At 53.5% G+C, this 26,597-nt stretch carries 27 protein-coding genes; 22 read left to right on the top strand and 5 right to left on the bottom strand.

Translation table 11 applies throughout. The features are described 5' to 3' along the window. Window positions 1-2 precede the first annotated feature (2 nt). The gene (gene flgM / locus FDX22_RS08865; protein ID WP_146717066.1) at window positions 3-296 is read right to left on the bottom strand and encodes a flagellar biosynthesis anti-sigma factor FlgM; all 294 of its coding nucleotides are present in this window, start codon (window positions 294-296) and stop codon (window positions 3-5) included. Between the two features lie 92 nt (window positions 297-388). Continuing rightward, entirely contained in the window at window positions 389-1,048 is a 660-nt protein-coding gene (gene flgA, locus FDX22_RS08860) for a flagellar basal body P-ring formation chaperone FlgA (protein WP_146717065.1), read from the bottom strand. Window positions 1,049-1,205: 157 nt separating this feature from the next. Between flgA and flgB the strand changes: the two genes are divergently transcribed. The 11 genes from flgB to flgL all read left to right on the top strand — a co-directional run bounded on the left by flgB (window position 1,206) and on the right by flgL (window position 11,138). Continuing rightward, window positions 1,206-1,622: a flagellar basal body rod protein FlgB gene (flgB, locus tag FDX22_RS08855; RefSeq protein ID WP_096757563.1), complete on the top strand. Its 417-nt coding sequence runs from the start codon at window positions 1,206-1,208 to the stop codon at window positions 1,620-1,622. A 3-nt stretch (window positions 1,623-1,625) separates the two neighbouring features. Beyond that, the gene (flgC, locus tag FDX22_RS08850; protein WP_096757562.1) at window positions 1,626-2,030 is read left to right on the top strand and encodes a flagellar basal body rod protein FlgC; all 405 of its coding nucleotides are present in this window, start codon (window positions 1,626-1,628) and stop codon (window positions 2,028-2,030) included. Window positions 2,031-2,041: 11 nt separating this feature from the next. Further along, window positions 2,042-2,740 carry a flagellar hook assembly protein FlgD gene (flgD, locus tag FDX22_RS08845; protein ID WP_115258868.1) on the top strand — a complete coding sequence of 233 codons (699 nt, stop codon included), beginning with the start codon at window positions 2,042-2,044 and terminating at the stop codon, window positions 2,738-2,740. A gap of 26 nt (window positions 2,741-2,766) precedes the next feature. Continuing rightward, window positions 2,767-4,053, top strand: a complete 1,287-nt coding sequence (gene flgE, locus FDX22_RS08840; protein ID WP_146717064.1) for a flagellar hook protein FlgE — start codon at window positions 2,767-2,769, stop codon at window positions 4,051-4,053. A 20-nt stretch (window positions 4,054-4,073) separates the two neighbouring features. Continuing rightward, complete coding sequence (locus FDX22_RS08835; RefSeq protein WP_096757559.1) at window positions 4,074-4,829, top strand: flagellar basal body rod protein FlgF; 756 nt, start codon at window positions 4,074-4,076, stop codon at window positions 4,827-4,829. Window positions 4,830-4,842: 13 nt separating this feature from the next. Then, complete coding sequence (gene flgG, locus FDX22_RS08830; protein WP_045441663.1) at window positions 4,843-5,625, top strand: flagellar basal-body rod protein FlgG; 783 nt, start codon at window positions 4,843-4,845, stop codon at window positions 5,623-5,625. Window positions 5,626-5,682: 57 nt separating this feature from the next. Then, the gene (locus FDX22_RS08825) at window positions 5,683-6,381 is read left to right on the top strand and encodes a flagellar basal body L-ring protein FlgH (RefSeq protein ID WP_096757558.1); all 699 of its coding nucleotides are present in this window, start codon (window positions 5,683-5,685) and stop codon (window positions 6,379-6,381) included. 12 nt (window positions 6,382-6,393) lie between these two features. Continuing rightward, on the top strand, window positions 6,394-7,491 hold the full coding sequence (locus FDX22_RS08820) for a flagellar basal body P-ring protein FlgI (RefSeq protein WP_096757557.1): 1,098 nt from the start codon (window positions 6,394-6,396) through the stop codon (window positions 7,489-7,491). Then, the gene (gene flgJ / locus FDX22_RS08815; protein ID WP_117341764.1) at window positions 7,491-8,441 is read left to right on the top strand and encodes a flagellar assembly peptidoglycan hydrolase FlgJ; all 951 of its coding nucleotides are present in this window, start codon (window positions 7,491-7,493) and stop codon (window positions 8,439-8,441) included. Before FDX22_RS08820 ends, flgJ begins: the two co-directional genes overlap by 1 nt. Before the next feature lie 64 nt (window positions 8,442-8,505). Next, window positions 8,506-10,170: a flagellar hook-associated protein FlgK gene (gene flgK, locus FDX22_RS08810; RefSeq protein ID WP_115258864.1), complete on the top strand. Its 1,665-nt coding sequence runs from the start codon at window positions 8,506-8,508 to the stop codon at window positions 10,168-10,170. 14 nt (window positions 10,171-10,184) lie between these two features. Then, the gene (gene flgL, locus FDX22_RS08805; RefSeq protein ID WP_146717063.1) at window positions 10,185-11,138 is read left to right on the top strand and encodes a flagellar hook-associated protein FlgL; all 954 of its coding nucleotides are present in this window, start codon (window positions 10,185-10,187) and stop codon (window positions 11,136-11,138) included. Window positions 11,139-11,216: 78 nt separating this feature from the next. On the opposite strand, the gene FDX22_RS08800 is transcribed toward flgL, so the two are convergent. Then, window positions 11,217-12,416, bottom strand: a complete 1,200-nt coding sequence (locus tag FDX22_RS08800; protein WP_115258862.1) for an MFS transporter — start codon at window positions 12,414-12,416, stop codon at window positions 11,217-11,219. A 111-nt stretch (window positions 12,417-12,527) separates the two neighbouring features. Between FDX22_RS08800 and FDX22_RS08795 the strand changes: the two genes are divergently transcribed. Further along, window positions 12,528-13,463 carry a LysR family transcriptional regulator gene (locus FDX22_RS08795; protein WP_174361562.1) on the top strand — a complete coding sequence of 312 codons (936 nt, stop codon included), beginning with the start codon at window positions 12,528-12,530 and terminating at the stop codon, window positions 13,461-13,463. Between the two features lie 40 nt (window positions 13,464-13,503). Here FDX22_RS08795 and rne read toward each other — a convergent pair whose 3' ends face one another. Beyond that, on the bottom strand, window positions 13,504-16,785 hold the full coding sequence (gene rne, locus FDX22_RS08790) for a ribonuclease E (protein WP_146717062.1): 3,282 nt from the start codon (window positions 16,783-16,785) through the stop codon (window positions 13,504-13,506). Between the two features lie 699 nt (window positions 16,786-17,484). Between rne and rluC the strand changes: the two genes are divergently transcribed. Then, window positions 17,485-18,438 carry a 23S rRNA pseudouridine(955/2504/2580) synthase RluC gene (gene rluC, locus FDX22_RS08785; protein ID WP_186805288.1) on the top strand — a complete coding sequence of 318 codons (954 nt, stop codon included), beginning with the start codon at window positions 17,485-17,487 and terminating at the stop codon, window positions 18,436-18,438. 82 nt (window positions 18,439-18,520) lie between these two features. Here the strand turns inward: rluC and FDX22_RS08780 are convergent, their stop codons facing one another. Beyond that, a complete protein-coding gene (locus FDX22_RS08780) occupies window positions 18,521-19,105 on the bottom strand; it encodes a nucleoside triphosphate pyrophosphatase (protein ID WP_146717060.1) in 585 nt (194 codons plus the stop codon). Between the two features lie 197 nt (window positions 19,106-19,302). Here FDX22_RS08780 and yceD point away from each other — a divergent pair, with 197 nt between their 5' ends. The 9 genes from yceD (at window position 19,303) to pabC (ending at window position 26,595) form a co-directional block, all read left to right on the top strand. Continuing rightward, window positions 19,303-19,824 (top strand): 23S rRNA accumulation protein YceD, encoded by a 522-nt coding sequence (gene yceD / locus FDX22_RS08775; protein WP_115258860.1) that lies wholly within the window; start codon window positions 19,303-19,305, stop codon window positions 19,822-19,824. A 16-nt stretch (window positions 19,825-19,840) separates the two neighbouring features. Next, on the top strand, window positions 19,841-20,014 hold the full coding sequence (rpmF, locus tag FDX22_RS08770; protein WP_003036242.1) for a 50S ribosomal protein L32: 174 nt from the start codon (window positions 19,841-19,843) through the stop codon (window positions 20,012-20,014). A 122-nt stretch (window positions 20,015-20,136) separates the two neighbouring features. Continuing rightward, complete coding sequence (plsX, locus tag FDX22_RS08765; RefSeq protein ID WP_096759432.1) at window positions 20,137-21,216, top strand: phosphate acyltransferase PlsX; 1,080 nt, start codon at window positions 20,137-20,139, stop codon at window positions 21,214-21,216. 77 nt (window positions 21,217-21,293) lie between these two features. Further along, window positions 21,294-22,247, top strand: a complete 954-nt coding sequence (locus FDX22_RS08760) for a beta-ketoacyl-ACP synthase III (RefSeq protein ID WP_137400370.1) — start codon at window positions 21,294-21,296, stop codon at window positions 22,245-22,247. A gap of 15 nt (window positions 22,248-22,262) precedes the next feature. Further along, window positions 22,263-23,192, top strand: coding sequence for an ACP S-malonyltransferase (gene fabD, locus FDX22_RS08755; protein ID WP_096757546.1), 930 nt, complete (start codon window positions 22,263-22,265; stop codon window positions 23,190-23,192). Between the two features lie 12 nt (window positions 23,193-23,204). Further along, the gene (gene fabG / locus FDX22_RS08750) at window positions 23,205-23,939 is read left to right on the top strand and encodes a 3-oxoacyl-ACP reductase FabG (RefSeq protein WP_096757545.1); all 735 of its coding nucleotides are present in this window, start codon (window positions 23,205-23,207) and stop codon (window positions 23,937-23,939) included. Window positions 23,940-24,094: 155 nt separating this feature from the next. Continuing rightward, entirely contained in the window at window positions 24,095-24,331 is a 237-nt protein-coding gene (gene acpP, locus FDX22_RS08745) for an acyl carrier protein (RefSeq protein WP_000103754.1), read from the top strand. Window positions 24,332-24,416: 85 nt separating this feature from the next. Further along, entirely contained in the window at window positions 24,417-25,658 is a 1,242-nt protein-coding gene (fabF, locus tag FDX22_RS08740; RefSeq protein ID WP_115258859.1) for a beta-ketoacyl-ACP synthase II, read from the top strand. A 127-nt stretch (window positions 25,659-25,785) separates the two neighbouring features. Beyond that, window positions 25,786-26,595 (top strand): aminodeoxychorismate lyase, encoded by an 810-nt coding sequence (pabC, locus tag FDX22_RS08735; RefSeq protein WP_135912251.1) that lies wholly within the window; start codon window positions 25,786-25,788, stop codon window positions 26,593-26,595. Window positions 26,596-26,597 lie beyond the last annotated feature (2 nt).

The raw sequence follows: 26,597 nt of genomic DNA, 5'->3' as shown, positions 1-26,597 counted from the left end.
CTTTATTTACTCTGTAAGTAGCTCTGCGCCTCGCGGATCAGCGAGTCGGCAATTTTTCCGGTATCCATTTTCAACTCACCGTTACGGATGGCGGTTTTCAGTGATTCAACGCGCTCCATATTGATGTCGTTGGTGCCGGGTTGCATCAGCTTTGCCTGCGCGTCGCTCAACATGACGCTAGTGCTGTTGGTCGTGGACGTTTTTTCCTTACGCGTTTTTTGGACCAACGTGTCGCTGGCTTCGCGCGGCTGGACAGTACTAACTGGCTTCAATGGTGAGGTACGATCAATACTCATTTTTTTATCCTCATCGAGGGGTTACGCTATAGCGGCCCGCTTTAATCATTGGTTGATTATCTATCGGCATCCGCAAAAAAATCTTTAACCTATTATAGGTTAATAAGAATATTCCCATCAGAATCGACGACGCCGCTGACGACCTGGCCTGAAAGCATCCGTACCCTGGCGTTCTGGGCAACCGCCGCATTATTCAGCGCCTTACCTTCCGCATTCACGCGAAAACCGTCTCCATTGGCGATAACCAACACGCGCTGACCCGCTTTTATCCGCCATGCTTGACGCAGCATGGTGAGCTGGATCGGCTGGCCAGCGACCACATCACGCAGACTCACCGCTTCCTGCACCTGGTTAATGTCCAGCACGGTACGTGGCGGCAGTTGGTCCAGACGACCGCGTTTTAGCGTTACGCTGGCTGAGTTAAGCGCGCTTCCCCGGGCGATGGGGGCAGCGGCAACCACGTAGTCGCCCGTGGCCTGCACGTTCACCTGTAGGTAACGTTTTTCATTGCCGCATCTCGCCAGCACATTCACATTGCCCCATAACTTCGCGCTACCGGCCACGCTGAGTGCCGGTTGCTCACAGGCAGGCAGCAGGTTGGGTGGGGTCCGGAGGGTAACGATCACCTCGTCACTGAACCCTGCCAGTCGCTCGGAAAACCACGCCGTAAGCTGCGAATTCAGGTCTTGCGCCAGCGTCAGGGGGCTGAACAGCAGTGCGACCACAGCTATTCCGCGTTTGAACGTTTGCATCAATACCTCTCGCTTTTTCAGGCTGTGGCTGGATTTTACCTGTGTGACGCCGCCATCAACGCAACAAATAGCGACGCATTTTGCGCTTATTCCAGCGATAACGCGCGCGTAATGGGATTTAAGCTGTCGGCTGAATTTTGTCATTTGCGGAGGAGATATGCTCGATAAGCTCGACGCCGCCTTACGTTTTCAACAGGAAGCGCTGAATCTGCGCGCCCAACGCCAGGAGGTATTAGCGGCCAACATTGCCAACGCCGACACGCCGGGGTATCAGGCGCGCGACCTGGATTTCGCCAGTGAATTAAAAAAAGTCATGGTGCGTGGACGGGAAGAAACCGGCGGTGTCTCGTTGACGCTGACCTCTGCACAACATATTCCGGCCCAGACACTTTCTGCACCTTCGACTGAGTTGCTTTATCGCATTCCGGACCAACCGTCGCTGGATGGCAATACGGTGGATATGGACCGCGAGCGTACGCAGTTTGCCGATAACAGTCTGAAGTATCAGATGGGGCTCACCGCATTGGGTGGACAAATCAAGGGCATGATGACCGTGCTGCAAGGAGGGAACTAATTCGTGGCGTTGTTAAATATTTTTGATATCGCAGGTTCGGCGCTGACCGCGCAATCCCAGCGCCTGAACGTGGCGGCGAGCAATATGGCGAATGCGGACAGCGTGACGGGACCTGACGGTCAACCGTATCGCGCGAAGCAGGTTGTTTTTCAGGTTAACGCCGCGCCGGGTGCGGCTACCGGTGGCGTAAAAGTCGCTGATGTGATTGAGAGCCAGGCGCCGGACAAGCTGGTTTATGAACCGGGTAATCCGCTGGCCGATGCGAACGGTTACGTCAAAATGCCCAATGTGGATGTGGTCGGAGAGATGGTCAACACCATGTCAGCCTCACGCAGCTATCAGGCAAACGTCGAAGTGCTCAATACCGTAAAAAGTTTGATGCTTAAAACGCTGACGCTAGGCCAGTAAAGGAGCCGCACATGTCAATTTCGGTAAAAATGAATGACCCGAGCAGCACGGGCGTGAATGCAGCCAGTAACAACAGTTCACTGACGGGCAGCAATGCCGCCGATCTGCAAAGCAGCTTTCTGACGCTGTTAGTCGCGCAGCTGAAAAACCAGGATCCGACCAACCCCTTGCAAAACAACGAACTCACCACCCAGTTGGCGCAAATCAGTACCGTCAGCGGGATTGAGAAGCTGAATACTACGCTGGGGTCGATTTCTGGACAGATAGACAACAGTCAGTCGCTGCAGGCCAGTACCTTGATTGGTCATGGCGTGATGATTCCAGGTACCACGATCCTGACCGGGAAAGGGACGGAAGAGGGGGCGACCACCACCACGACACCGTTTGGCGTTGAGCTGCAGCAGCCAGCCGATAAGGTCACTGCCACCATTACCGATAAAGACGGCAAGGTCGTGCGCACGATCGATATTGGTGAGCTGAAGGCGGGGGTTCACACCTTCACTTGGGACGGCACCATGACGGATGGCACGGCGGCCCCAAGCGGTTCCTACAACGTGGCGATATCCGCCAGCAATGGGGGGACGCAGCTTGTGGCGCAGCCACTTCAGTTTGCGTTGGTGCAGGGGGTTATTCGCAGCAACGGCGGTAACACGCTGGACCTCGGCACCTATGGAACCACCACCCTCGACGAAGTACGGCAGATCATCTAAGCCTTCACACTTATCAGGAGTAAGTCATGGCCTTTTCTCAAGCGGTCAGCGGTCTGAACGCTGCAGCGACCAACCTCGATGTCATTGGTAATAACATCGCCAACTCCGCGACCTACGGGTTTAAATCCGGAACCGCTTCCTTTGCGGATATGTTTGCCGGTTCTAAAGTGGGCCTGGGCGTTAAAGTTGCGGGTATTACCCAGGACTTTACCGATGGCACTACCACCAACACCGGCCGTGGGCTGGACGTTGCCATTAGCCAGAACGGATTCTTCCGTATGGTCGACAGCAATGGGTCTGTTTTCTTCAGCCGAAACGGTCAGTTCAAGCTCGATGAAAACCGTAATATCGTCAACATGCAGGGGCTGCAGTTGACGGGTTATCCGGCCACCGGCACACCGCCGACGGTACAGCAGGGCGCAAACCCGGCACCGATCACGATTCCGAATACGCTGATGGCGGCGAAATCCACGACCACCGCGTCTATGCAGATCAACCTGAACTCCACTGACAAGATTCCGGCGAATAAACCTTTTAGCGCAAGTGATGCGGACTCGTACAACAAAAAAGGCACCGTGACCGTATTTGATAGTCAGGGTAATGCCCATGACATGAATGTTTTTTATGTCAAAACGACGGATAACAAATGGGATGTTTACACCCAGGATGCCAGCGTGGCGGGCTCTCCCGCGACTAAAAATGCGGTGATGAACTTCAGCGCTAATGGCACGCTGGCCTCGGTGAATAACTATGTCGAAGAGCCAGTAGATCCCTTAAATCCAACTGGGCCAAAACATCTCGTGGAAGGCCCCGCCAACGCCCAGCCGCAAATTCAGATAACCACCGGTGCTATCAATGGCGCGGTCCCTGCGGGTTTCTCTCTGAGTTTCCTCAATTCCATGCAGCAGAATACCGGCGCCAATAACATCGTTGCGACGAATCAGAACGGCTACAAACCGGGCGATCTGGTGAGCTACCAGATTAACGATGACGGCACGGTGGTGGGTAACTACTCCAACGAACAGAAGCAACTTCTGGGACAGATCGTGCTGGCTAACTTTGCCAACAACGAAGGTCTGGCTTCTCAGGGCGATAACGTCTGGGCCGCGACACAGTCTTCTGGCGTCGCGCTGCTGGGCACCGCGGGCACCGGTAACTTCGGCAAGCTGACGAACGGCGCGCTGGAAGCATCGAACGTGGATTTGAGTAAAGAACTGGTGAACATGATCGTCGCCCAGCGTAACTATCAGTCGAACGCGCAGACCATCAAAACCCAGGATCAGATCCTCAACACGCTGGTCAACCTGCGCTAAGCGCTTGACGGGATGGCTTAATGGATCACGCAATTTATACCGCCATGGGCGCGGCCAGTCAGACGCTGAACCAACAGGCGGTGACGGCCAGCAACCTGGCAAACGCCTCAACGCCGGGTTTCCGCGCGCAGCTTAATGCGCTACGTGCGGTGCCGGTTGAAGGGCTCTCTTTACCGACGCGTACGCTGGTGGTGGCCTCCACGCCAGGGGCTGATATGACGCCAGGTCAGATGGACTACACCTCCCGCCCGCTGGACGTTGCGCTGCAACAGGACGGCTGGCTGGCGGTTCAGACCGCTAACGGCAGTGAAGGGTACACCCGTAATGGCGCAATTCAGGTAAGCCCCACCGGTGAACTGACCATTCAGGGACACCCGGTGATTGGCGAAGCCGGGCCAATAGCGGTACCGGAAGGTTCAGAAATCACCATTGCTGCTGACGGGACGATTTCTGCGCTGAACCCAGGCGATCCGGCGAACACCGTGGCGCCTGTCGGGCGTCTGAAGCTGGTGAAGGCGACGGGAAGTGAAGTACAGCGTGGTGATGACGGTATGTTCCGTCTGAGCGCGGCGGCACAGGCGACCCGTGGCCCGACGCTTCCGGCCGATCCCAGCATCCGCGTGATGTCGGGCGTGCTGGAGGGCAGTAACGTCAAACCGGTTGCCGCGATGAGCGACATGATCGCCAGCGCCCGTCGCTTCGAAATGCAGATGAAGATTATCAGTAGCGTGGATGATAACGCGGGTCGCGCCAACCAACTGCTGTCGATGAGTTAATACAGGACATTTTATGATCAGTTCATTATGGATCGCCAAAACCGGCCTGGATGCACAGCAAACCAACATGGATGTGATTGCCAACAACCTGGCAAACGTCAGCACCAATGGTTTCAAGCGTCAGCGTGCGGTGTTTGAAGATCTGTTGTACCAGACGATTCGTCAACCGGGCGCGCAGTCTTCTGAACAGACCGTACTGCCTTCGGGTTTGCAAATCGGTACCGGTGTGCGTCCGGTGGCGACCGAGCGTTTACACAGTCAGGGCAACCTGTCACAGACCAATAACAGCAAAGATGTGGCGATTAAAGGCCAGGGTTTTTTCCAGGTCATGTTGCCGGATGGTACCTCTGCTTATACGCGTGACGGTTCTTTCCAGGTGGATCAGAACGGCCAACTGGTGACGGCAGGCGGTTTTCAGGTTCAGCCAGCGATCACCATTCCAGCGAACTCGCTCAGCATCACTATCGGGCGTGATGGCATCGTCAGCGTAACCCAGCAAGGACAGGCGGCGCCGGTACAGGTAGGCCAGCTCAACCTGACCACCTTTATGAACGATACCGGACTGGAAAGCATTGGTGAGAACCTGTACACCGAGACGCAATCTTCAGGTGCGCCGAACGAGAGCACGCCAGGGCTTAACGGTGCGGGTCTGCTGTATCAGGGCTATGTTGAAACCTCTAACGTCAACGTGGCGGAAGAGCTGGTGAATATGATCCAGGTTCAACGTGCTTACGAAATCAACAGCAAAGCGGTGTCGACTACCGATCAGATGCTGCAAAAACTGACGCAACTCTAACGTGTTGTCCGGTGGGGTGAAAACCTCACCGGCACACTGATGTAGAAGATGAAGGCAATGCGAAAAAACGCGCTTCACCCATATCCGATTACGGCCCTGCTGGTGGTGTCACTGACAGGATGTGCCTGGATCCCGGCCACGCCGCTGGTTCAGGGGGCGACCTCTGCCCAGCCGATACCTGGCCCAACGCCGGTGGCGAATGGATCAATTTTTCAGTCTGCGCAGCCAGTTAACTATGGCTACCAGCCGCTATTTGAAGACCGCCGTCCGCGCAATGTTGGCGATACGCTAACTATCGTATTGCAGGAAAACGTCAGTGCGAGCAAAAGCTCTTCTGCTAACGCCAGCCGTGATGGCAAAACAAACTTTGGTTTCGACACGGTGCCGCGCTACCTGCAGGGACTGTTTGGCAACGAGCGTGCTGACGTAGAAGCGTCCGGTGGGAACTCCTTTAACGGTAAAGGTGGCGCCAATGCCCGTAACACCTTTAGCGGTACGCTGACCGTGACCGTCGATCAGGTTCTGGTCAACGGCAATTTACACGTTGTGGGTGAAAAGCAGATCGCCATAAACCAGGGCACTGAATTTATCCGCTTCTCCGGGGTGGTTAACCCGCGCACCATCAGCGGCAGCAACTCTGTTCCGTCAACCCAGGTGGCGGATGCACGTATTGAGTATGTCGGTAACGGCTATATCAACGAAGCGCAGAATATGGGCTGGTTGCAGCGTTTCTTCCTTAATTTGTCACCGATGTAAGCGAGGCTTTCTGTGTTTAAAACTCTTGTTGCAATGGTCCTGATGCTGGCAACTACATTGGCCCATGCCGATCGTATTCGCGATCTGACCAGCGTTCAGGGTGTGCGTGAAAACTCGCTGATTGGCTACGGGCTGGTGGTGGGGCTGGATGGCACGGGTGACCAGACCACCCAGACGCCGTTCACCACCCAAACGCTCAATAACATGCTCTCTCAACTGGGGATCACCGTGCCGACCGGCACCAATATGCAGTTGAAAAACGTGGCGGCGGTGATGGTGACTGCATCCTTTCCGGCGTTTGGACGTCAGGGACAAACCATTGACGTTGTGGTCTCTTCAATGGGTAATGCCAAAAGCCTGCGCGGCGGGACGCTGCTGATGACCCCGATGAAAGGGGTTGATAGCCAGGTGTATGCGCTGGCGCAGGGCAATATTTTAGTCGGCGGTGCCGGTGCGGCAGCGGGCGGCAGTAGCGTTCAGGTGAACCAGCTCAACGGTGGGCGGATCACCAACGGGGCCACTATTGAACGCGAACTTCCTAGCCAGTTTGGCGGCGGAAACACCCTCAATCTGCAGCTGAATAATGAAGACTTCACCCTGGCACAGCAGATAACCGACACCATTAACCGTTCGCGTGGGTTTGGCAGCGCCACGGCGCTGGATGCGCGTACGATTCAGGTGCGTGTGCCGAGCGGCAATAGCTCGCAGGTGCGCTTCCTCGCTGATATCCAGAATATAGAAGTGAACGTAACGCCGCAGGATGCGAAGGTGATTATCAACTCCCGTACGGGATCGGTAGTGATGAACCGCGAAGTTACGTTGGACAGTTGCGCGGTTGCGCAGGGCAACTTGTCTATCACGGTGAATCGCCAGGCCAACGTTAGTCAGCCCGATACGCCGTTTGGCGGTGGGCAAACCGTGGTTACCCCGCAAACCCAAATCGATATGCGTCAAAGCGGCGGCTCATTGCAGAGCGTGCGCTCCAGCGCCAATCTGAACAATGTGGTTCGCGCCCTCAATGCGCTCGGTGCCACGCCAATGGATTTGATGTCAATTCTGCAATCCATGCAAAGTGCGGGTTGTTTACGCGCCAAACTGGAAATTATCTGATGATTGGCGACAGCAAACTGCTGACCAGCGCCGCCTGGGATGCGCAATCGCTGAACGAACTGAAAGCGAAGGCGGGTCAGGATCCGGCGGCAAATATCCGCCCGGTCGCCCGCCAGGTTGAAGGGATGTTTGTCCAGATGATGCTGAAAAGCATGCGTGAAGCGCTGCCAAAAGATGGCGTCTTTAGCAGCGACTCGACGCGCTTGTACACCAGCATGTATGACCAGCAGGTAGCCCAGCAGATGACAGCAGGCAAAGGTCTGGGGCTGGCTGAAATGATGGTTAAGCAGATGACCGAAGGCCAGGGGACGCCTGCGGATGATGCGCCGCAGGTACCGATGAAGTTTTCACTGGAAACGGTGACCAGCTATCAAAACCAGGCACTGACGCAGATGGTGCGTAAAGCGCTACCGAAAGCGACGGAAGGGAACGATGAACCGCTGTCGGGCGACAGTAAAGACTTCCTTGCTCAGCTATCGCTACCAGCAAAACTGGCGAGTCAACAAAGCGGGGTACCGCATCATCTGATCCTGGCGCAGGCGGCACTGGAATCCGGTTGGGGGCAACGCCAAATCCGCCGTGAGAACGGTGAGCCGAGCTTTAACATTTTCGGCGTGAAGGCTTCGGGGAGCTGGAAAGGGCCGACCACCGAAATCACCACTACCGAATATGAAAACGGTGAGGCGAAAAAAGTGAAAGCCCGATTCCGTGTCTATAGCTCGTACCTTGAGGCGCTGTCGGATTATGTCGGGCTGATATCGCGTAATCCGCGCTACGCCGCGGTAACCGGTGCTGCGACTGCCGAACAGGGTGCGCAGGCCTTGCAGAATGCAGGCTACGCCACCGATCCGCACTATGCGCGTAAATTAACCACCATGATCCAGCAGCTGAAGTCGATGAGCGAGAAAGTGAGTAAAACTTACAGTAGCAATCTCGACAATCTGTTTTAAATAACTCAAGTCTACCCATCCGCTGCCGATAATAACGAGTATTGAAGGATTACAAGGAACCTCCATGTCCAGCTTGATTAACAACGCCATGAGTGGTCTTAGCGCAGCGCAGGCCGCGTTGAACACAGCCAGTAATAACATCTCCAGCTATAACGTGGCAGGGTATACCCGCCAGACGACCATTATGGCGCAAGCAAACAGCACGCTGGGTGCGGGGGGCTGGGTTGGCAATGGCGTCTATGTTTCTGGCGTGCAGCGTGAGTATGATTCATTCATCAGTAATCAGTTACGCGCTGCGCAGAACCAAAGCAGCGGTCTGACAACGCGTTATGAGCAAATGTCGAAAATCGATAACCTGCTCGCCAGCAAGACCAGCTCTATTTCTACCTCGATGCAGGGCTTTTTCACCAGCTTACAAACGTTGGTCAGTAACGCAGAAGACCCGGCGGCGCGTCAGGCATTGATTGGCAAAGCAGACGGCTTAGTCAACCAGTTTAAAACCACCGATCAGTATCTGCGCGATCAGGATAAACAGGTTAATACCGCGATTTCCGCCAGTGTTGACCAGATCAATAACTACTCGAAGCAAATTGCCAGTCTCAACGATCAAATCTCTCGTCTGACCGGCGTCGGCGCGGGTGCTTCACCGAACGATCTGCTGGACCAGCGCGACCAGTTGGTGAGCGAATTAAACAAGATTGTCGGCGTTGAAGTCAGCGTTCAAGACGGCGGCACCTATAACGTCACCATGGCGAATGGCTATTCGCTGGTGCAGGGCAGTAGCGCACGTCAGCTTGCTGCCGTACCGTCCAGTGCCGATACCACCCGCACCACCGTGGCCTATGTCGATGGGGTTGCGGGTAATATTGAAATTCCAGAAAAACTGCTCAATACCGGCTCACTGGGTGGGTTGCTGACGTTTCGCTCTCAGGAACTTGACCAGACGCGTAATACGCTGGGCCAATTGGCACTGGCTTTTGCCGACGCCTTTAACACACAACATAAAGCCGGTTTTGATACTGATGGTGTTGCGGGTAAGGATTTCTTTGCCATCGGCGATCCGTCGGTGACCAGTAATGCTAAAAACACTGGCAAAGCGGAGTTAACCGCTGAAGTTGATGATAGTTCGAAAGTGCAGGCGACTGACTATAAAGTTGTGTTTAACGGTGGCAAATGGCAAGTCACGCGCCTGGCGGATAATACGACGTTTGAAGCTAAACCGGATGCCAGCGGTAAACTGGACATTGATGGTCTGAAAGTGACGGTGACGAATAAACCAACCGGAGCTAACGATAATGACAGTTTTATTCTGAAGCCGGTTAGCGACGCTATCGTCAATATGAAAGTGATGGTGACCGACGAGTCAAAAATTGCCATGGCGTCAGAGAAAAAGACCGATCCTGCTGCGGAGACGGGCGCAAGCGACAACCGTAACGGTCAGAAACTGTTGGATCTACAAAATAAGGCCACCGTCGGGAATAAAACCTTCAACGATGCCTATGCCACGCTGGTAAGCGATGTCGGTAACAAAACCGCGACGCTGAAAACCAGCAGCACCACGCAAAACAACGTGGTCACGCAGCTCTCTAATCAGCAGCAGTCCATCTCCGGGGTGAATCTCGACGAAGAGTACGGCAATTTGCAGCGCTATCAGCAGTACTACCTGGCTAACGCCCAGGTGCTGCAAACCGCGAATGCGTTGTTTGATGCACTGATTAATATTCGCTAAGGGAGAGGGAATCAATGCGTATCAGTACCCAGATGATGTACCAGCAGAACATGCGTGGCATCACCAACTCTCAGGCGGAATGGATGAAATTCGGCGAGCAAATGTCGACGGGTAAACGGGTCATTAATCCGTCTGACGATCCGATTGCCGCCTCACAGGCCGTGGTGCTGTCTCAGGCTCAGGCACAAAACAGCCAGTACACGCTGGCGCGCTCTTTCGCCACGCAAAAAGTCTCACTGGAAGAAAACGTGTTGGGACAGGTAACGACGGCTATTCAGAGCGCGCAGGAAAAAATTGTCCATGCTGCTAACGGGACGTTAAGTGATGATGACCGTGCATCGTTGGCAACTGATTTACAGGGGATCCGCGATCAGCTGATGAACCTGGCGAACAGCACCGATGGCAACGGGCGCTATATTTTCGGTGGATATAAAACAGAAAGTGCACCATTTGCCCAGGCTGATGGTACCTATACTGGCGGAACCCAAAACGTGACCCAGCAGGTCGATGCTGCCCGTACCATGGTGATTGGCCATACCGGGGATAAAATATTTGCCGAATTGACCAGTAATGCGGTGCCGGAACCCGCGGGTGGAACCCAGGAAAAGAGCCTGTTCAAAATGCTGGATACCGCTATTGATGCCCTCAAAACGCCGGTTGCTGGGGATGATGTGGCAAAAGATAAAGCGGCAGCCGCTATTGATAAAACCAGCCGTGGCCTGAAGAACTCGCTTAATAACGTCCTGTCTGTGCGTGCTGAATTAGGCACACAGCTCAGTGAGTTGAGCTCGCTGGATTCACTGGGTACCGATCGCGCATTAGGGCAAACTCAGCAGATGAGTAACCTGGTGGATGTCGACTGGAACTCAGCGATTTCGTCCTATGTTATGCAGCAGGCTGCGCTGCAGGCATCCTATAAAGCGTTTACCGATATGCAGGGAATGTCGTTGTTCCAGTTAAATCGTTAACGCCTTTTTTTGAAACATATCATGAAACTGGATATGTTTGTCTGCCCGCGCCACTTACACCCCGGCGCGGGCATTTTTTTAGGCCGTTTTTGTCCGACTCACCACAGTGTTACCTGTCAGTCTGATCATCAGAGCAATCGCACCGCTGACGGTTGCCAACCCGACAACGCCTTGCCAGTTTGCCAGGGCGTAAACTTGGGTGCCGAGAACTGAACCCAACGCCATGCCAATGAACACCAGGGTAAACAGTAGGGCGTTCAGGCGGCCCCGCGCCTGAGGCTCAAGGCTATAGACCAGATTCTGGTGAGCCACCAGGCTGGATTGTAGCCCAAGATCAAAGCCGACCGCAGAAAGGGCTATTAGCAGCCACTGTCCCTCAACCGGCAGGGCGGGCAGTAAAAACATCAGCGCGAAAGAAAGCGTCACTAATAATGCCCCCAGTTGCGTGACCTTTTCGCCGCCAACTCTGTCTGCAAGATGTCCAGCTAGCGGTGCGGCAAGCGCACCTGCTGCTCCTGCAATACCAAAACCCCCGGCTACTGCGCTGCCCATGTGATAATGCTCGGATAACATCACCGCCAGCGTTGACCAGAAGGCACTGAAGGCAATTGAAAGGAATCCCTGTGCCAGCGCCGCCCGGCGCAGTACAGGATACCGTTGCCAGAGTTTGGCCATTGAGAGCATTAACGACGGATAGCTCAGCGTGGAATTGGCCGCAAAGTGAGGCAGCATTTTCCACATCACCACAGTAATAATGGCAATACTGATGGCGGCGAGTTGATACATCTCGCGCCAGCCAAACGCTTCTCCCACCAGACCACTGACGGTGCGGGAGAGCAAAATGCCCAGCAACAGGCCGGTCATCACCGTACCGACCGTTTTTCCCTGTTTCCCCGCGGGGGCGAGTATGGCTGCTGCGGGAACGATGTCCTGTGCCATGGTTGCCGCCATTCCCATCAGCAAGCTAATCAACAGCAGTGAATGCAGTTGCCCGCTAAAGCTACAGGCCAGAAGCAGCACGGCAAGTGAGATGCTTTTCAGCAAGATTAAAGTCCGGCGGTCATAGCGGTCGCCAAGCGGCAAGAGAAACAAAATCCCCAGCGCGTACCCGGCCTGGGTAAGCGTCGGCACCAGCCCCATACCGGTGAGACTTAAGGTCAGGTCCTGACCGATCAGCGGCAGAAGAGGCTGGGCATAGTAGATAGCCGCCACGCTGAAACCGGCGCCAAGTGCCAGTACAAAGATGACCCAACGGGAAAGTGCGGTAGATGTGTTCACAAATGATTCCTCAATCACAGGATGTACGGCTATTTTTATCTTTCGCTCATTGGCACGGTAGCGGGCGTGGTGGTAAAACAGTTATACGTTTGACGTATGATGAAAGTGGTTATCTTGAAAAATGAGCGTATAGACAGAGTGGAGCTGATGCGGACGTTTGTGCGCATCGTTGAGGCAGGATCGCTCTCTGCGGCGGCAAAACAGATGGGGACCACCCAGGCGACCGTCAGTCGGAGACTGCAATCCCTGGAAACGCTGCTGGGTGTGAAACTGATTTTACGCACCACCCACGCGATGAAATTGACCGATGACGGAGAGCGGGGATATCAGCATGCTAAGCATATTATCGATGCTTGGTTAGCGCTGGAAGATGGGCTGAATATCACGGAGGATGAACCCGTCGGTACGCTGCGGGTACGAGCGCCTCATGCGTTTGGTCAGCAACAACTGCTTGAACCGCTGTTGCAATTTCTGGCCCGTTATCCGCAGTTATCGGTGGAGTGGATGCTCAATGACAAAACGGTGGATTTCCTTAGCGACAATATTGATTGCGCGATCCGAGTGGGTGCGGAAGTTGATCCGGCAACGGTCTCCGTTCTGCTGGCCGAAGTGCCCCGAAGCATTGTGGCCAGCCCGGCATTGCTGGCGCAGTATGGCGATACTACGCATCCCGAACAGTTATCAACGCTGCCGTGGATTGCTGTAAACACGTTTTATCAGCATAGTGTGTCGCTGCGCCATCAACAGCGAAATGAACTCATCACGATAAATATCTCTCCCCGATTAAGCACGGACAGTATTTATGTTGCCAGAAATGCGGCTCTGGCAGGGCTGGGGGTAGCCATTGTGTCAAGCTGGATGGTGGAAGAAGATATTGTTCACGGGCGTTTAGTCGAGCTATTCGCAGACTGGCCTGCGGCATCGCTGCCGGTGCATCTGGTGTATCCCTGGGCGCGTTATTATCCGGTCCGACTGCGTAAATTTCTGGCGCTGATGAAGGATGTGATGCCGCAGCTGACGGGAATGAAACAAATCGATAAGAAATAAAAAAGCCGACCCGAAGGTCGGCTTTGATGTTGATTACGGCTTACTCAACAGGCTGCGGGCGTGTGGCTGGGGCAGTAGCCTGATGCGTGGCGCTGTGACCGCCTGCGGCACCTTTGCCTTCGAAGTCGAAAGCAGGGCGCTGCCAGTCGCTCTTACGCGGCGCTTCTGGTTCGTAGTCCGGCGCAGGTGCGCGGGTCATCGGTGCGGTTGCGTGGCTGTGAACCGTTACGGGTACAGCGGCAACAGACGCAGGTTCTACCACAGCTTCAGCGACAACGACTGGTGCAACCGGTGCGACTTCTTCCTGCGTAACCGGGGCAATTGGCGCGGCCTCGATAACCGGTTCAGCAACGTCTGGCTGGGCGACAGCGACGTCAACCTGGACAGGTTCTTCGGTAATCGGTGCTTCTACCACGTTTGCTACGGGCTCAGCTTCAGCAACAACCTCTTCTGCAACCGGGACGTCAGCGTCAACGATGAACTGCGGTTGTTCCTCAACAGCCGTCTCGATAACCTCCGGATGTGTGGTTTCAACCGCCACAACCTGAGGTTCGACAACGACGGTTTCGGTGACTACCGGCGCTTCTGTGACCGCGACAGATGCCGCTACGGTTTCCACTGCTGGTGCAACGACCGCTGCAATGCTTTGCTGCTCGGCGATAACCGGCTGCACCTGGGCCACTTCCTGCTGATGCTGCTCTTCAACCTGCAGTTCCTGTGCACGGGCAACAGGGTAACGGATCCAGACTTTACCAGAGGCTAATTCTGGAGATGCACAGGCGACAGTAATCGGCATTGGCGACTGCGTCGGGTAACGTTCGTCACGATAGCGACGACGACGCTGTCCGCTTACGCGCAGATGGCGAGGCGAGCGGCGAGAACGACGCGGCATACCGTTGCTATCACGCGCGTCGTTGTTATCTTCATGCTCGGTAGTGACAACGGCAGGCAGATCGACTTTCGCCAGTTCAGTTCGCTGGGCAACAGCGGCCTGAACCACAGGCTCAGCCACAACCGTTTCGGTAACCACGGCAGCGGTTACGGCTTCGGTTTCGACGGTTGCGCTATCGGTGTAACGAACCTTCTGGTTCAACTGACGCTGTTTACGGCGAGTCTGAGGCTGGCGAACGCGCTCTTCCTGATCCGTTTCCTGTGCCGGTTGTTCAACCAGGTTCAGTTCTTTAACTTCCTGCGGTGCCTGACGCTTGTCGTCGTTACGACGGCGGTTGCGTTCACGACGCGGAGCCTGCTGTTCGTCACCTGACTTCGCTTTATCAGCAACATCAGTGGATTGCTGGCGGGTATCGCGCGCTTCGGCATTCTGCGGCTGGCGACGGTTACGGCGATTTTCATCGCGGTTTTCGCTGCTATCAGAACGTTCATTACGGTTGTCACGATCGCGGTTATCACGTTCGCCACGGTTATCGCGATTATCACGACGATCGTTACGATCGTTACGATCGTTGCGGTCACGGCGATTGTTCTGACGAGGCTTACGACGATCCTGCTGGCGTTCAGAAGATTTCTCTTCCGCTTGCGGTGCTGGCTGCTCAACCGGCTTGGCTTCTTCATTGCCACCAAAGATGGACTTCAGTGCGCCGAGGAAACGACCAAACAAACCAGGCTGTTCGGATCCTGCTGCGACTGCGGCTGCTTTTGGTGCGGCAGCAACGGCTGTAACGGCAGGCTCCTGCAGAGCAGGTTCTGGCGGTACGTCTGGCATGGCGAAGGTCGCCAGCGCAGGCTGTTCCGGCTGTTTACGCTCGACGTACTCTTCTTCCGTCGGTAACGCCATCTCTTCTTCGTGCAGTTTCGGCAGCAGATAGCTCAGGGTCGATGTCTCTTCACCTTTGCGAACACGCAGAACAGAGTAGTGCGGTGTTTCCATTTGATCGTTGGGCACGATCACACAGCGTACGCCGTTCTGTCGGGTTTCAATGGCATTGACCGCAGTACGTTTTTCGTTAAGCAGATAAGACGCAATCGGCACCGGGACAATCGCATGGACTTCCTGGGTGTTTTCCTTCAGCGCTTCTTCTTCAATCAGGCGCAGAATAGACAGCGACAGCGATTCGTTATCACGCACTGTACCTGTGCCGGAGCAACGCGGGCAGACGTGATGGCTGGATTCGCCTAATGACGGACTCAGACGCTGACGGGACATCTCCAGCAAGCCGAAGCGAGAAATATGGCTAATCTGGATACGCGCGCGGTCCTGACGAACGGCTTCACGCAGACGGTTCTCAACGGCACGTTGGTGACGAACCGGCGTCATGTCGATGAAGTCGATAACAATCAGGCCGCCGAGGTCACGAAGACGCAGCTGGCGAGCGATTTCATCGGCCGCTTCAAGGTTGGTATTAAATGCGGTCTCTTCGATATCGCCGCCGCGCGTGGCACGTGCGGAGTTGATATCAATTGCGGTCAGTGCTTCGGTGCTATCGATAACGATAGAACCCCCAGAAGGCAGGCGTACTTCACGCTGGAACGCAGACTCAATCTGAGACTCTATTTGATAGTGGCTGAACAGCGGGATTTCACCGGTGTAGAGCTTAATTTTGCTGCTGAAATCCGGACGACCCAACGCGGCGATGTGCTGACGCGCCATCTCCATGACTTTTGGGTTATCAATGAGGATTTCGCCGATATCCTGACGTAAATAGTCGCGGAATGCGCGAACGATGACATTACTTTCCTGATGGATCAGGAACGGAGCAGGGCGGCTGTCAGCGGCCTTTTTAATCGCTTCCCAGTGCTTCAGACGGAAACTCAGGTCCCACTGCAGCGCTTCTGCGGATTTACCAACACCCGCAGTGCGTACGATGAGCCCCATGCCATCAGGCAGTTCCAGGCTTGCCAGCGCTTCTTTGAGTTCTGTCCGGTCATCGCCTTCGATGCGACGAGAGATACCACCCGCACGCGGGTTGTTAGGCATCAGAACCAAATAACTACCCGCCAGGCTGATAAAGGTGGTCAGTGCAGCACCTTTGTTGCCGCGTTCTTCTTTATCAATCTGAACAATCACTTCCTGACCTTCGCGCAACACATCTTTAATGTTGGGACGGCCATGGGAGTTGTAGTTAGCGGGGAAGTATTCGCGGGCAATTTCTTTTAACGGGAGGAAACCGTGACGTTCAGCGCCATAATCAACAAAAGCGGCTTCCAGACTCGGTTCAATACGGGTAATTTTACCTTTATAGATGTTGGCTTTTTTCTGCTCGTGTCCAGGACTTTCGATATCCAGATCGTACAGACGCTGCCCATCTACAAGGGCGACACGCAACTCTTCCTGCTGAGTCGCGTTAATTAACATTCTTTTCATCGTAACTTACTCATTATTCTTACATTGACGACTAAGCTGCGGGCAGAGTAATGCCTTTCCGGGTGTGAACCGATGGCCTCGTGTCTATTCGCGTCGCCAACCTCACGGTTATCGTCAGCTCAAAGAGGCGCAGAGTGTCGGTTGCCTGTATTTCATACGGAAACACAGCGCAATTATCAGGGGAACAGTCTGGGTGTTACTCTCCAGAAACGCTTCCATTATGCTCGTCGTCTTTCACGCTATCGGTGCGTTGGCTTCATCTACTCACCCCAGTCACTCACCGGAGTAAATTCTTGGGGGTTCCCAGACTTGCCGTCTTCCTACAACGCGAAATTCATAGAGCACTTACCGGTAAGGACTGCAACCCGCAGCCCGCTAACTGCCTGAAAGATCAATACGTCTTACGCCATTGCTGCGTTGATGATCGGTCGGGCAAAATTGGGTCATTCCGGAAAAGTTCTTGTTTTAACAAGATTCAACACGGAGACGACCTCATTATTCCACTGCTAACCTTGTTATAGCAAGATGACTTTTGCCATTTACCACCCGGTTACTCACAGTTTTTACACTTCCGTACAGTGATTGGTTTAATAACCACCAAATCGAAACTGTCAAACCTGTGTAATAGGGTATAGCAGTTAATATAAGCATAGAAAAATGTGTGGCGCGAATCTTGATGGCTATTTAAAATCGGCACCCATGAAAACAGAGACTCCAGCCGTAAAAATTGTTGCCATTACTGCCGACGAAGCAGGGCAACGCATCGACAACTTTCTGCGCACCCAGCTCAAAGGCGTGCCAAAAAGTATGATTTATCGCATTTTGCGTAAGGGCGAAGTGCGTGTGAATAAAAAACGCATCAAACCCGAGTACAAGCTCGAAGACGGAGATATTGTGCGTATTCCGCCAGTGCGTGTCGCTGAGCGCGAAGAAGAAGCTATTTCACCGCATCTGCAGAAGGTCGCCGCGCTGGCCGATGTTATTCTGTATGAAGATGACCATATTCTGGTGCTCAACAAACCGTCAGGCACGGCCGTGCATGGCGGCAGTGGATTAAGCTTTGGGGTAATTGAAGGTCTGCGAGCGTTACGCCCGGAGGCACGTTTCCTTGAATTGGTGCATCGCCTCGACCGTGACACGTCTGGCGTGCTGTTGGTTGCCAAAAAACGTTCCGCACTGCGTTCGCTGCATGAACAGTTGCGCGAAAAGGGAATGCAAAAATATTACCTGGCGCTGGTAAGAGGTCAGTGGCAGTCGCATGTCAAAACCGTACAGGCGCCGCTGTTAAAGAATATTCTGCAAAGCGGTGAGCGAATCGTGCGGGTAAATCAGGAAGGTAAACCGTCGGAGACGCGATTTAAAGTGGAAGAGCGCTATGCGTTTTCCACGCTTGTGCGCTGTAGTCCGGTAACCGGGCGGACCCACCAGATTCGCGTGCATACCCAGTATGCTGGACATCCTATTGCTTTTGACGATCGCTATGGCGACCGCGAGTTCGACAAGCAGTTGGCCGGTACGGGGCTGAACCGACTGTTTCTGCACGCCGCAGCATTGAAGTTTACCCATCCGGGGACCGGTGAGGTCATGCGTGTTGAAGCCCCGATGGATAATCAGCTAAAACGCTGCCTTGAGGTATTACGCAGCAAAGCCTGATGCGCGTTGCTTATCAGGCCTACCATTGCGTTATGCGCCATAGGCCTGATAAGACGCACCGCGTCGCCATCAGGAAGATTAATCAGGCTTTCAGCGGATTCATCTCTTCCCGGCGTAGCATTTGACACAACGCAATCAGCGGCAGGCCAATCAACGTATTAGGATCGCGACCCTCCAGACGCTCAAAGAGCGCAATACCTAATCCCTCGCTTTTAAAACTGCCGGCACAATGTAACGGACGTTCTTTGCGTACGTAATCGTCAATTTCCGTCTCGCTTAAATGACGGAAATGAACATCGAACGGTTCGACTTCGGTTTGTAAATGTCCGTTTGCAGAATTATACAGCGCCAGTCCGGTGTAAAACGTCACAATATTGCCGCTGGCTTTGGTTAATTGTTGTCTGGCCTTTTCTTCTGTTAACGGTTTTCCGGTTATTTCTCCATCAAGTACACAGATTTGATCGGATCCAATAATGAGGTGTGATGTGTAGCGGTGGGCAAGAGATTGCGCTTTTTCCTGGGCCAGACGTAACACCAAATGCCGAGGTGTTTCGCCAGGCTGCGGTGTTTCATCAACCTCAGGTGCTGCACATTCGAACGGGATGGCCAGTTTTTCAAGCAAGGCGCGACGCCAGGGAGAGGTAGACGCAAGAATGAGTTGAGGCATATTTTTTCCCTCGCATATAGCGTAATGATGAGAGCCATTTTAAACTAGGGCTCTCGACCTTCAAGTTGGCTGCTATGGCCAGACTTGAGTGATTTTAAGTCGATGACCCGCAATGTGTGCGAATTATTGGCAAAAGGCAACCTCAGGCTGCCTTTTTCTTTGACTCTATGACGTTACAAAGTTAATATGCGCGCCCTATGCAAAAGGTAAAATTACCCCTGACTCTTGATCCGGTTCGTACGGCTCAAAAACGCCTCGATTATGAAGGTATCTATACTTCTGATCTGTTAGAGCGCGTCACCGATTTTGTAGTCAGTGTGGACAGTGATGTGGAATGCTCCATGTCGTTCGCGATCGATAACCAACGTCTTGCCGTTATTACCGGTGATGCGAAGGTCTCGGTTACGCTCGCATGCCAGCGTTGCGGGAAACCGTTCCCACTCCATGTCCACACAACATATTGTTTTAGTCCTGTCCGTTCTGACGAGCAGGCTGAAGCACTGCCGGAAGCGTATGAACCGATTGAGGTTAACGAATTCGGTGAAATCGATCTGCTTGCAATGGTTGAAGATGAGATTATCCTCTCCTTGCCGGTAGTTCCGGTGCATGATTCTGAACACTGTGAAGTGTCCGAGGCGGACATGGTCTTTGGTGAATTGCCTGATGAAGCGCAAAAACCAAATCCATTTGCCGTATTAGCCAGCTTAAAGCGTAAGTAATTGAGGAGTAAGGTCCATGGCCGTACAACAGAATAAACCAACCCGTTCCAAACGTGGCATGCGTCGTTCTCATGACGCTCTGACCGCAGTCACCAGCCTGTCTGTAGACAAAACTTCTGGTGAACAACACCTGCGTCACCACATCACTGCCGATGGTTTCTACCGCGGCCGTAAGGTAATCGCTAAGTAATCACGCATGGCTCAATGAATTTCCCACCTCGGTGAGAAAGACAAAGAGAACCAGCGTGATGAAGCTTAGTGAGGCTTTCCCCGGGTAACTGGGGAAACACCTAACCGAGCAGCGACGATACCTTGACACGTCTAACCCTGGCGTTAGATGTCATGGGGGGCGATTTTGGCCCTACCGTGACAGTGCCTGCAGCACTGCAGGCACTGAATTCTAATTCGCAACTCACACTTCTTTTAGTCGGGGATCCCGATACAATCACGCCATTACTTGCCAAAGCTGACTTCGAACAACGTTCACGTCTGCAGATTATCCCTGCTCAGTCAGTTATTGCCAGTGATGCCCGGCCCTCGCAGGCTATCCGCGCCAGTCGTGGTAGCTCTATGCGTGTTGCCCTGGAGCTCGTGAAAGAAGGTCGTGCAGAAGCCTGTGTGAGCGCCGGTAATACGGGCGCGCTAATGGGACTGGCGAAGTTATTACTCAAACCCCTTGAGGGGATTGAGCGACCTGCGTTGGTGACGGTGTTGCCGCATCAGCAGAAGGGCAAAACGGTGGTGCTGGATCTCGGCGCTAACGTTGATTGCGACAGTACGATGTTGGTGCAATTTGCCGTCATGGGTTCCGTGCTGGCAGAAGAGGTGGTTGGGATTGCCAGCCCTCGCGTTGCATTGCTTAATATCGGTGAAGAAGAAACTAAGGGTCTCGACAGTATTCGGGATGCTTCTGCTGTGCTAAAAACAATCCCTTCCATTAACTATATCGGCTATCTTGAAGCCAATGAGTTGTTGACTGGCAAAACCGATGTGTTGGTTTGTGACGGCTTTACAGGCAATGTCACATTAAAGACGATGGAAGGTGTTGTAAGAATGTTCCTTTCACTGCTGAAATCTCAGGGTGAGGGCAAAAAACGGTCGTGGTGGCTGCTTTTATTAAAACGTTGGTTACAAAAAAGCCTAACGAGGCGATTCAGTCACCTCAACCCCGACCAGTATAATGGCGCCTGTCTGTTAGGATTGCGCGGCACAGTGATAAAAAGTCATGGTGCGGCCAATCAGCGAGCATTTGAAGTCGCGATTGAACAGGCAGTGCAGGCGGTGCAGCGACAAGTTCCTCAGCGAATTGCCGCTCGCCTGGAATCTGTATACCCAGCTGGATTCGAACTGCTGGATGGTGGCGAAACGACACGCTCGCGGGCGCGCAGATGATAGTGCGGTCGAGAGCGTAGCCTACCTACCCGTGATTTGTTCGTAGCGGTATATAACCAAAAAGTGACTGAGCGTACATGTATACGAAGATTATTGGTACTGGCAGCTATCTGCCTGAACACGTGCGTACTAACGCCGATTTGGAAAAAATGGTCGAGACATCTGATGAGTGGATTGTCACTCGTACAGGTATCCGTGAACGCCATATTGCCGCGCCCAATGAAACCGTTGCGACGATGGGCTTTGCCGCCGCAAACCGCGCACTTGAAATGGCTGGCATCGATAAAGATCAAATTGGTCTGATTGTGGTTGCGACCACATCATCAACGCACGCTTTTCCGAGTGCGGCGTGCCAGATCCAAAGTATGCTGGAAATTAAAGGCTGCCCGGCGTTTGACGTCGCGGCTGCCTGCGCCGGTTTTACTTATGCCCTGAGCGTGGCTGACCTGTACGTTAAGTCCGGCGCAGTGAAGCACGCGCTGGTGATCGGGTCTGATGTGCTGGCGCGTACTTGTGATCCGACCGATCGCGGGACGATCATTATTTTTGGTGATGGTGCTGGCGCGGTGGTACTGAGTGCCTCAGAAGAGCCAGGCATTCTCTCCACTCATTTGCATGCTGATGGTCGCTATGGCGAACTGTTGACACTGCCGAATGCCGATCGTGTGAATCCGGAGAATCCGATTCATCTGACCATGGCGGGTAACGAAGTCTTTAAAGTGGCGGTTACCGAGCTTGCACACATCGTTGATGAAACGCTGGCAGCGAATAATCTCGACCGTTCTGCCCTGGACTGGTTGGTACCGCACCAGGCAAACTTGCGCATTATCAGCGCGACGGCGAAAAAGCTGGGCATGTCGATGGATAATGTCGTGGTTACGCTGGACAGACATGGCAATACGTCAGCCGCTTCCGTTCCATGTGCGTTGGACGAAGCCGTCCGCGACGGGCGAATTAAAGCCGGTCAGCTGATATTGCTTGAGGCCTTCGGGGGTGGATTCACCTGGGGCTCGGCGCTGGTTCGTTTCTAGTATAAGGATTTTAACATGACGCAATTTGCATTTGTGTTCCCGGGTCAGGGATCTCAAACCGTTGGGATGTTGTCTGAAATGGCTGCAGCCTACCCCATTGTTGAAGAAACTTTTGCTGAAGCTTCAGCTGCGCTGGGCTATGATCTGTGGGCACTTACCCAGCAGGGACCAGCAGAAGAACTGAATAAAACCTGGCAAACGCAGCCAGCGCTGTTAACGGCCTCTGTTGCATTGTACCGCGTGTGGCAGCAGCAGGGTGGCGCAACGCCTGCGCTGATGGCCGGGCATAGCCTGGGTGAATACTCCGCGTTGGTATGCGCGGGTGTCATCAACTTTGCTGATGCCGTACGCCTGGTTGAACTGCGTGGCAAATTCATGCAGGAAGCGGTGCCGGAAGGTACGGGCGGCATGTCTGCTATCATCGGCCTGGACGATGCGTCCATCGCGAAAGCCTGTGAAGAGTCAGCAGAAGGTCAGGTTGTATCACCGGTTAACTTTAACTCACCGGGCCAGGTGGTGATTGCCGGGCATAAAGAAGCCGTAGAACGTGCAGGTGCAGCATGTAAAGCTGCAGGTGCGAAACGTGCTCTGCCGCTGCCGGTTAGCGTGCCGTCTCACTGCGCGTTGATGAAACCAGCAGCAGAAAAACTGGCCGTTGAACTGCAGAAGATCACTTTTAACGCACCGACCGTTCCGGTTGTGAACAATGTCGATGTGAAGTGCGAAACCCACGCAGACGCGATCCGCGATGCGCTGGTTCGCCAACTGTACAGCCCGGTTCAGTGGACCAAAACCGTCGAGTTTATGGCGTCCCAGGGCGTAGAGCATCTGTATGAAGTGGGGCCGGGTAAAGTCCTCACGGGTCTGACAAAACGTATTGTTGATACCCTGACTGCTTCGGCATTGAATGAGCCGGCGGCGCTGACTGCGGCGCTTGCGCAATAAAAGAGGAAAACCATGAGTTTTGAAGGAAAAATCGCGCTGGTTACCGGTGCAAGCCGTGGCATTGGCCGCGCAATTGCTGAAACACTCGTTGCCCGTGGCGCGAAAGTGATCGGCACTGCAACCAGCGAAAGCGGTGCGCAGGCCATTAGCGATTACTTAGGTGCAAATGGTAAAGGTCTGGTGTTGAATGTGACCGATCCTGCATCTATCGAATCTGTTCTGGGAAATATTCGCGCAGAATTTGGGGAAGTCGATATTCTGGTTAATAATGCCGGGATTACTCGTGATAACCTGTTAATGCGCATGAAAGATGACGAGTGGAACGATATCATCGAAACCAACCTGTCATCTGTTTTCCGTCTGTCAAAAGCGGTAATGCGCGCTATGATGAAAAAGCGTCATGGTCGTATTATCACTATTGGTTCTGTGGTTGGTACCATGGGAAATGCGGGTCAGGCCAACTACGCTGCGGCGAAAGCGGGTTTGATCGGCTTCAGTAAATCACTGGCGCGTGAAGTTGCGTCTCGTGGCATTACTGTAAACGTTGTTGCTCCGGGCTTTATTGAAACGGACATGACGCGTGCGCTGACTGATGAACAGCGTGCGGGTACGCTGGCGGCAGTTCCTGCGGGGCGCCTTGGCTCCCCAAATGAAATCGCCAATGCGGTTGCATTTTTAGCTTCTGACGAAGCAAGTTACATCACAGGTGAGACTTTGCATGTCAACGGCGGGATGTACATGGTTTAACCACGAGATAAAAAAATTTGCGTTATTAGGGTGAATGCCCTCAAAATAACGCAAAATCGTGGTAAGACCTGCCGGGATTTAGTTGCAAATTTTTCAACATTTTATACACTACGAAAACCATCGCGAAAGCGAGTTTTGATAGGAAATTTAAGAGTATGAGCACTATCGAAGAACGCGTTAAGAAAATTATCGGCGAACAGCTGGGCGTTAAGCAGGAAGAAGTAACCAACAATGCTTCCTTCGTTGAAGACCTGGGCGCAGATTCTCTTGACACCGTTGAGCTGGTAATGGCTCTGGAAGAAGAGTTTGATACTGAGATTCCGGATGAAGAAGCTGAGAAAATCACTACCGTTCAGGCTGCCATTGATTACATCAACGGTCACCAGGCGTAAGTGAACATCTCCAGGCGGTCATTCGACCGCCTGAGTTTTATCTTTTTATCCCACTTGAATTATTTTCCCTCCCTGGAGGACAACCGTGTCTAAGCGTCGTGTAGTTGTGACCGGACTGGGCATGTTGTCTCCTGTCGGCAATACCGTAGAGTCTACCTGGAAAGCTCTCCTTGCCGGTCAGAGTGGCATCAGCCTGATCGACCATTTCGATACTAGCGCCTATGCAACGAAATTTGCTGGCTTAGTAAAGGATTTTAACTGTGATGACATTATCTCGCGCAAAGAACAGCGCAAGATGGATGCCTTCATTCAATATGGAATTGTCGCTGGCGTTCAGGCCATGCAGGATTCTGGTCTCGAAATTACGGAAGAGAACGCTCACCGTGTTGGCGCCGCTATTGGCTCCGGTATTGGTGGTCTCGGTCTTATCGAAGAAAACCATACCTCGCTGGTAAACGGTGGACCACGTAAGATCAGTCCATTCTTCGTTCCGTCGACGATTGTTAACATGGTGGCCGGTCACTTGACCATCATGTACGGCCTGCAAGGGCCAAGCATCTCCATCGCTACCGCCTGCACTTCAGGCGTGCATAACATCGGTCATGCCGCGCGTATCATTGCATACGGCGACGCAGACGCGATGGTTGCGGGTGGTGCTGAAAAAGCCAGTACACCGCTGGGTGTGGGTGGTTTTGGCGCAGCACGTGCGCTGTCTACGCGTAATGATAACCCGCAAGCGGCAAGCCGTCCGTGGGACAAAGAGCGTGACGGTTTTGTGCTGGGCGACGGCGCTGGTATGGTGGTACTGGAAGAGTACGAGCATGCAAAAGCGCGTGGTGCAAAAATTTACGCTGAAGTGGTCGGTTTTGGGATGAGCAGCGATGCTTACCATATGACTTCGCCGCCGGAAAACGGCGCGGGTGCTGCACTGGCGATGGTCAACGCATTACGTGACGCGGCTATCGAACCCGGTCAGATTGCCTATGTCAACGCACATGGCACGTCTACACCAGCAGGCGATAAAGCGGAAACTCAGGCAGTGAAATCCGTCTTTGGTGATGCGGCACGTAGCGTGATGGTCAGTTCGACCAAATCCATGACCGGACACCTGTTGGGTGCGGCGGGCGCGGTAGAGTCTATTTTCTCTATTCTGGCGCTGCGCGATCAGGCGGTTCCACCAACCATCAACCTGGATAACCCGGATGAAGGTTGTGACCTGGACTTTGTTCCGCACGAAGCACGTCAGGTCAGCGGCATGGAATATGCTCTTTGTAACTCCTTCGGCTTTGGTGGTACTAACGGTTCGGTGATCTTTAAAAAGATCTAAGTCCCGCAGGTAACTTACCTGGCGTCATAAAAAAGGTCCGCTTGCGGGCCTTTTTTTATTCGATTTTTCGACCTTGTCCTGGCTTTGGCATCCTGCCAAACTAGCGGACCACGAATAAGGAGCCACCATGTTCTTAATTAATGGCCGTGAGCAGGGCACGTTGGTTGCAAGCGATCGTGCGACGCAGTTTGGTGACGGATGTTTTACCACTGCGCGAATTGTCGATGGTAATGTGTGTTTTCTTTCGGCGCATCTCCAGCGTTTAGACGACGCATGCAAAAAATTGCTGATCCCCTTCGATAAGTGGTCAGAACTGCAAGATGAAATGCAAATGCTGGCGGTCGGGCATACACGTGGTGTACTGAAAGTGATCATCAGTCGTGGTAGCGGGGGCAGGGGCTATAGTGGCGCGAACTGTCATTCGCCTACGCGTATTCTCTCTACTTCTGCCTTTCCCACACATTACGCTTGTTGGCAGAACGATGGGATTGTTCTGGCTGTAAGTCCTGTGCGTCTGGGGCGCAATCCGATGCTTGCCGGAATTAAACACTTGAACCGACTGGAGCAGGTGCTGATTCGTTCTCATCTTGAGCAGACAGACGCCGATGAAGCGCTGGTTCTTGACAGTGAGGGATGGGTTACGGAATGCTGTGCGGCTAATGTGTTCTGGCGTAAAGACGATGTCGTTTATACTCCTCGACTGGATCAGGCTGGCGTGAACGGCATTATGCGACAATTCTGTATGCGGATGCTGGCACAATCACCGTTCAAGATTGTCGACGTGTATGCGCGGGAAGAGGACGTGATGCAGGCGGATGAGATGGTTGTCTGTAATGCATTAATGCCGGTGGTTCCTGTGCGTGCCTGTGGTGACAGGATGTTGTCTTCACGTTTGTTATTCGATTTTTTAGCCCCACTTTGTGAGCACCCAAATTAGTC

The organism is Citrobacter sp. TBCS-14, from assembly GCF_005280805.1.
Lineage (GTDB): Bacteria > Pseudomonadota > Gammaproteobacteria > Enterobacterales > Enterobacteriaceae > Citrobacter > Citrobacter gillenii.
The sequence above is the reverse complement of the archived record's forward strand: the minus strand, read 5'-3'. Positions and strand labels throughout refer to the sequence as shown.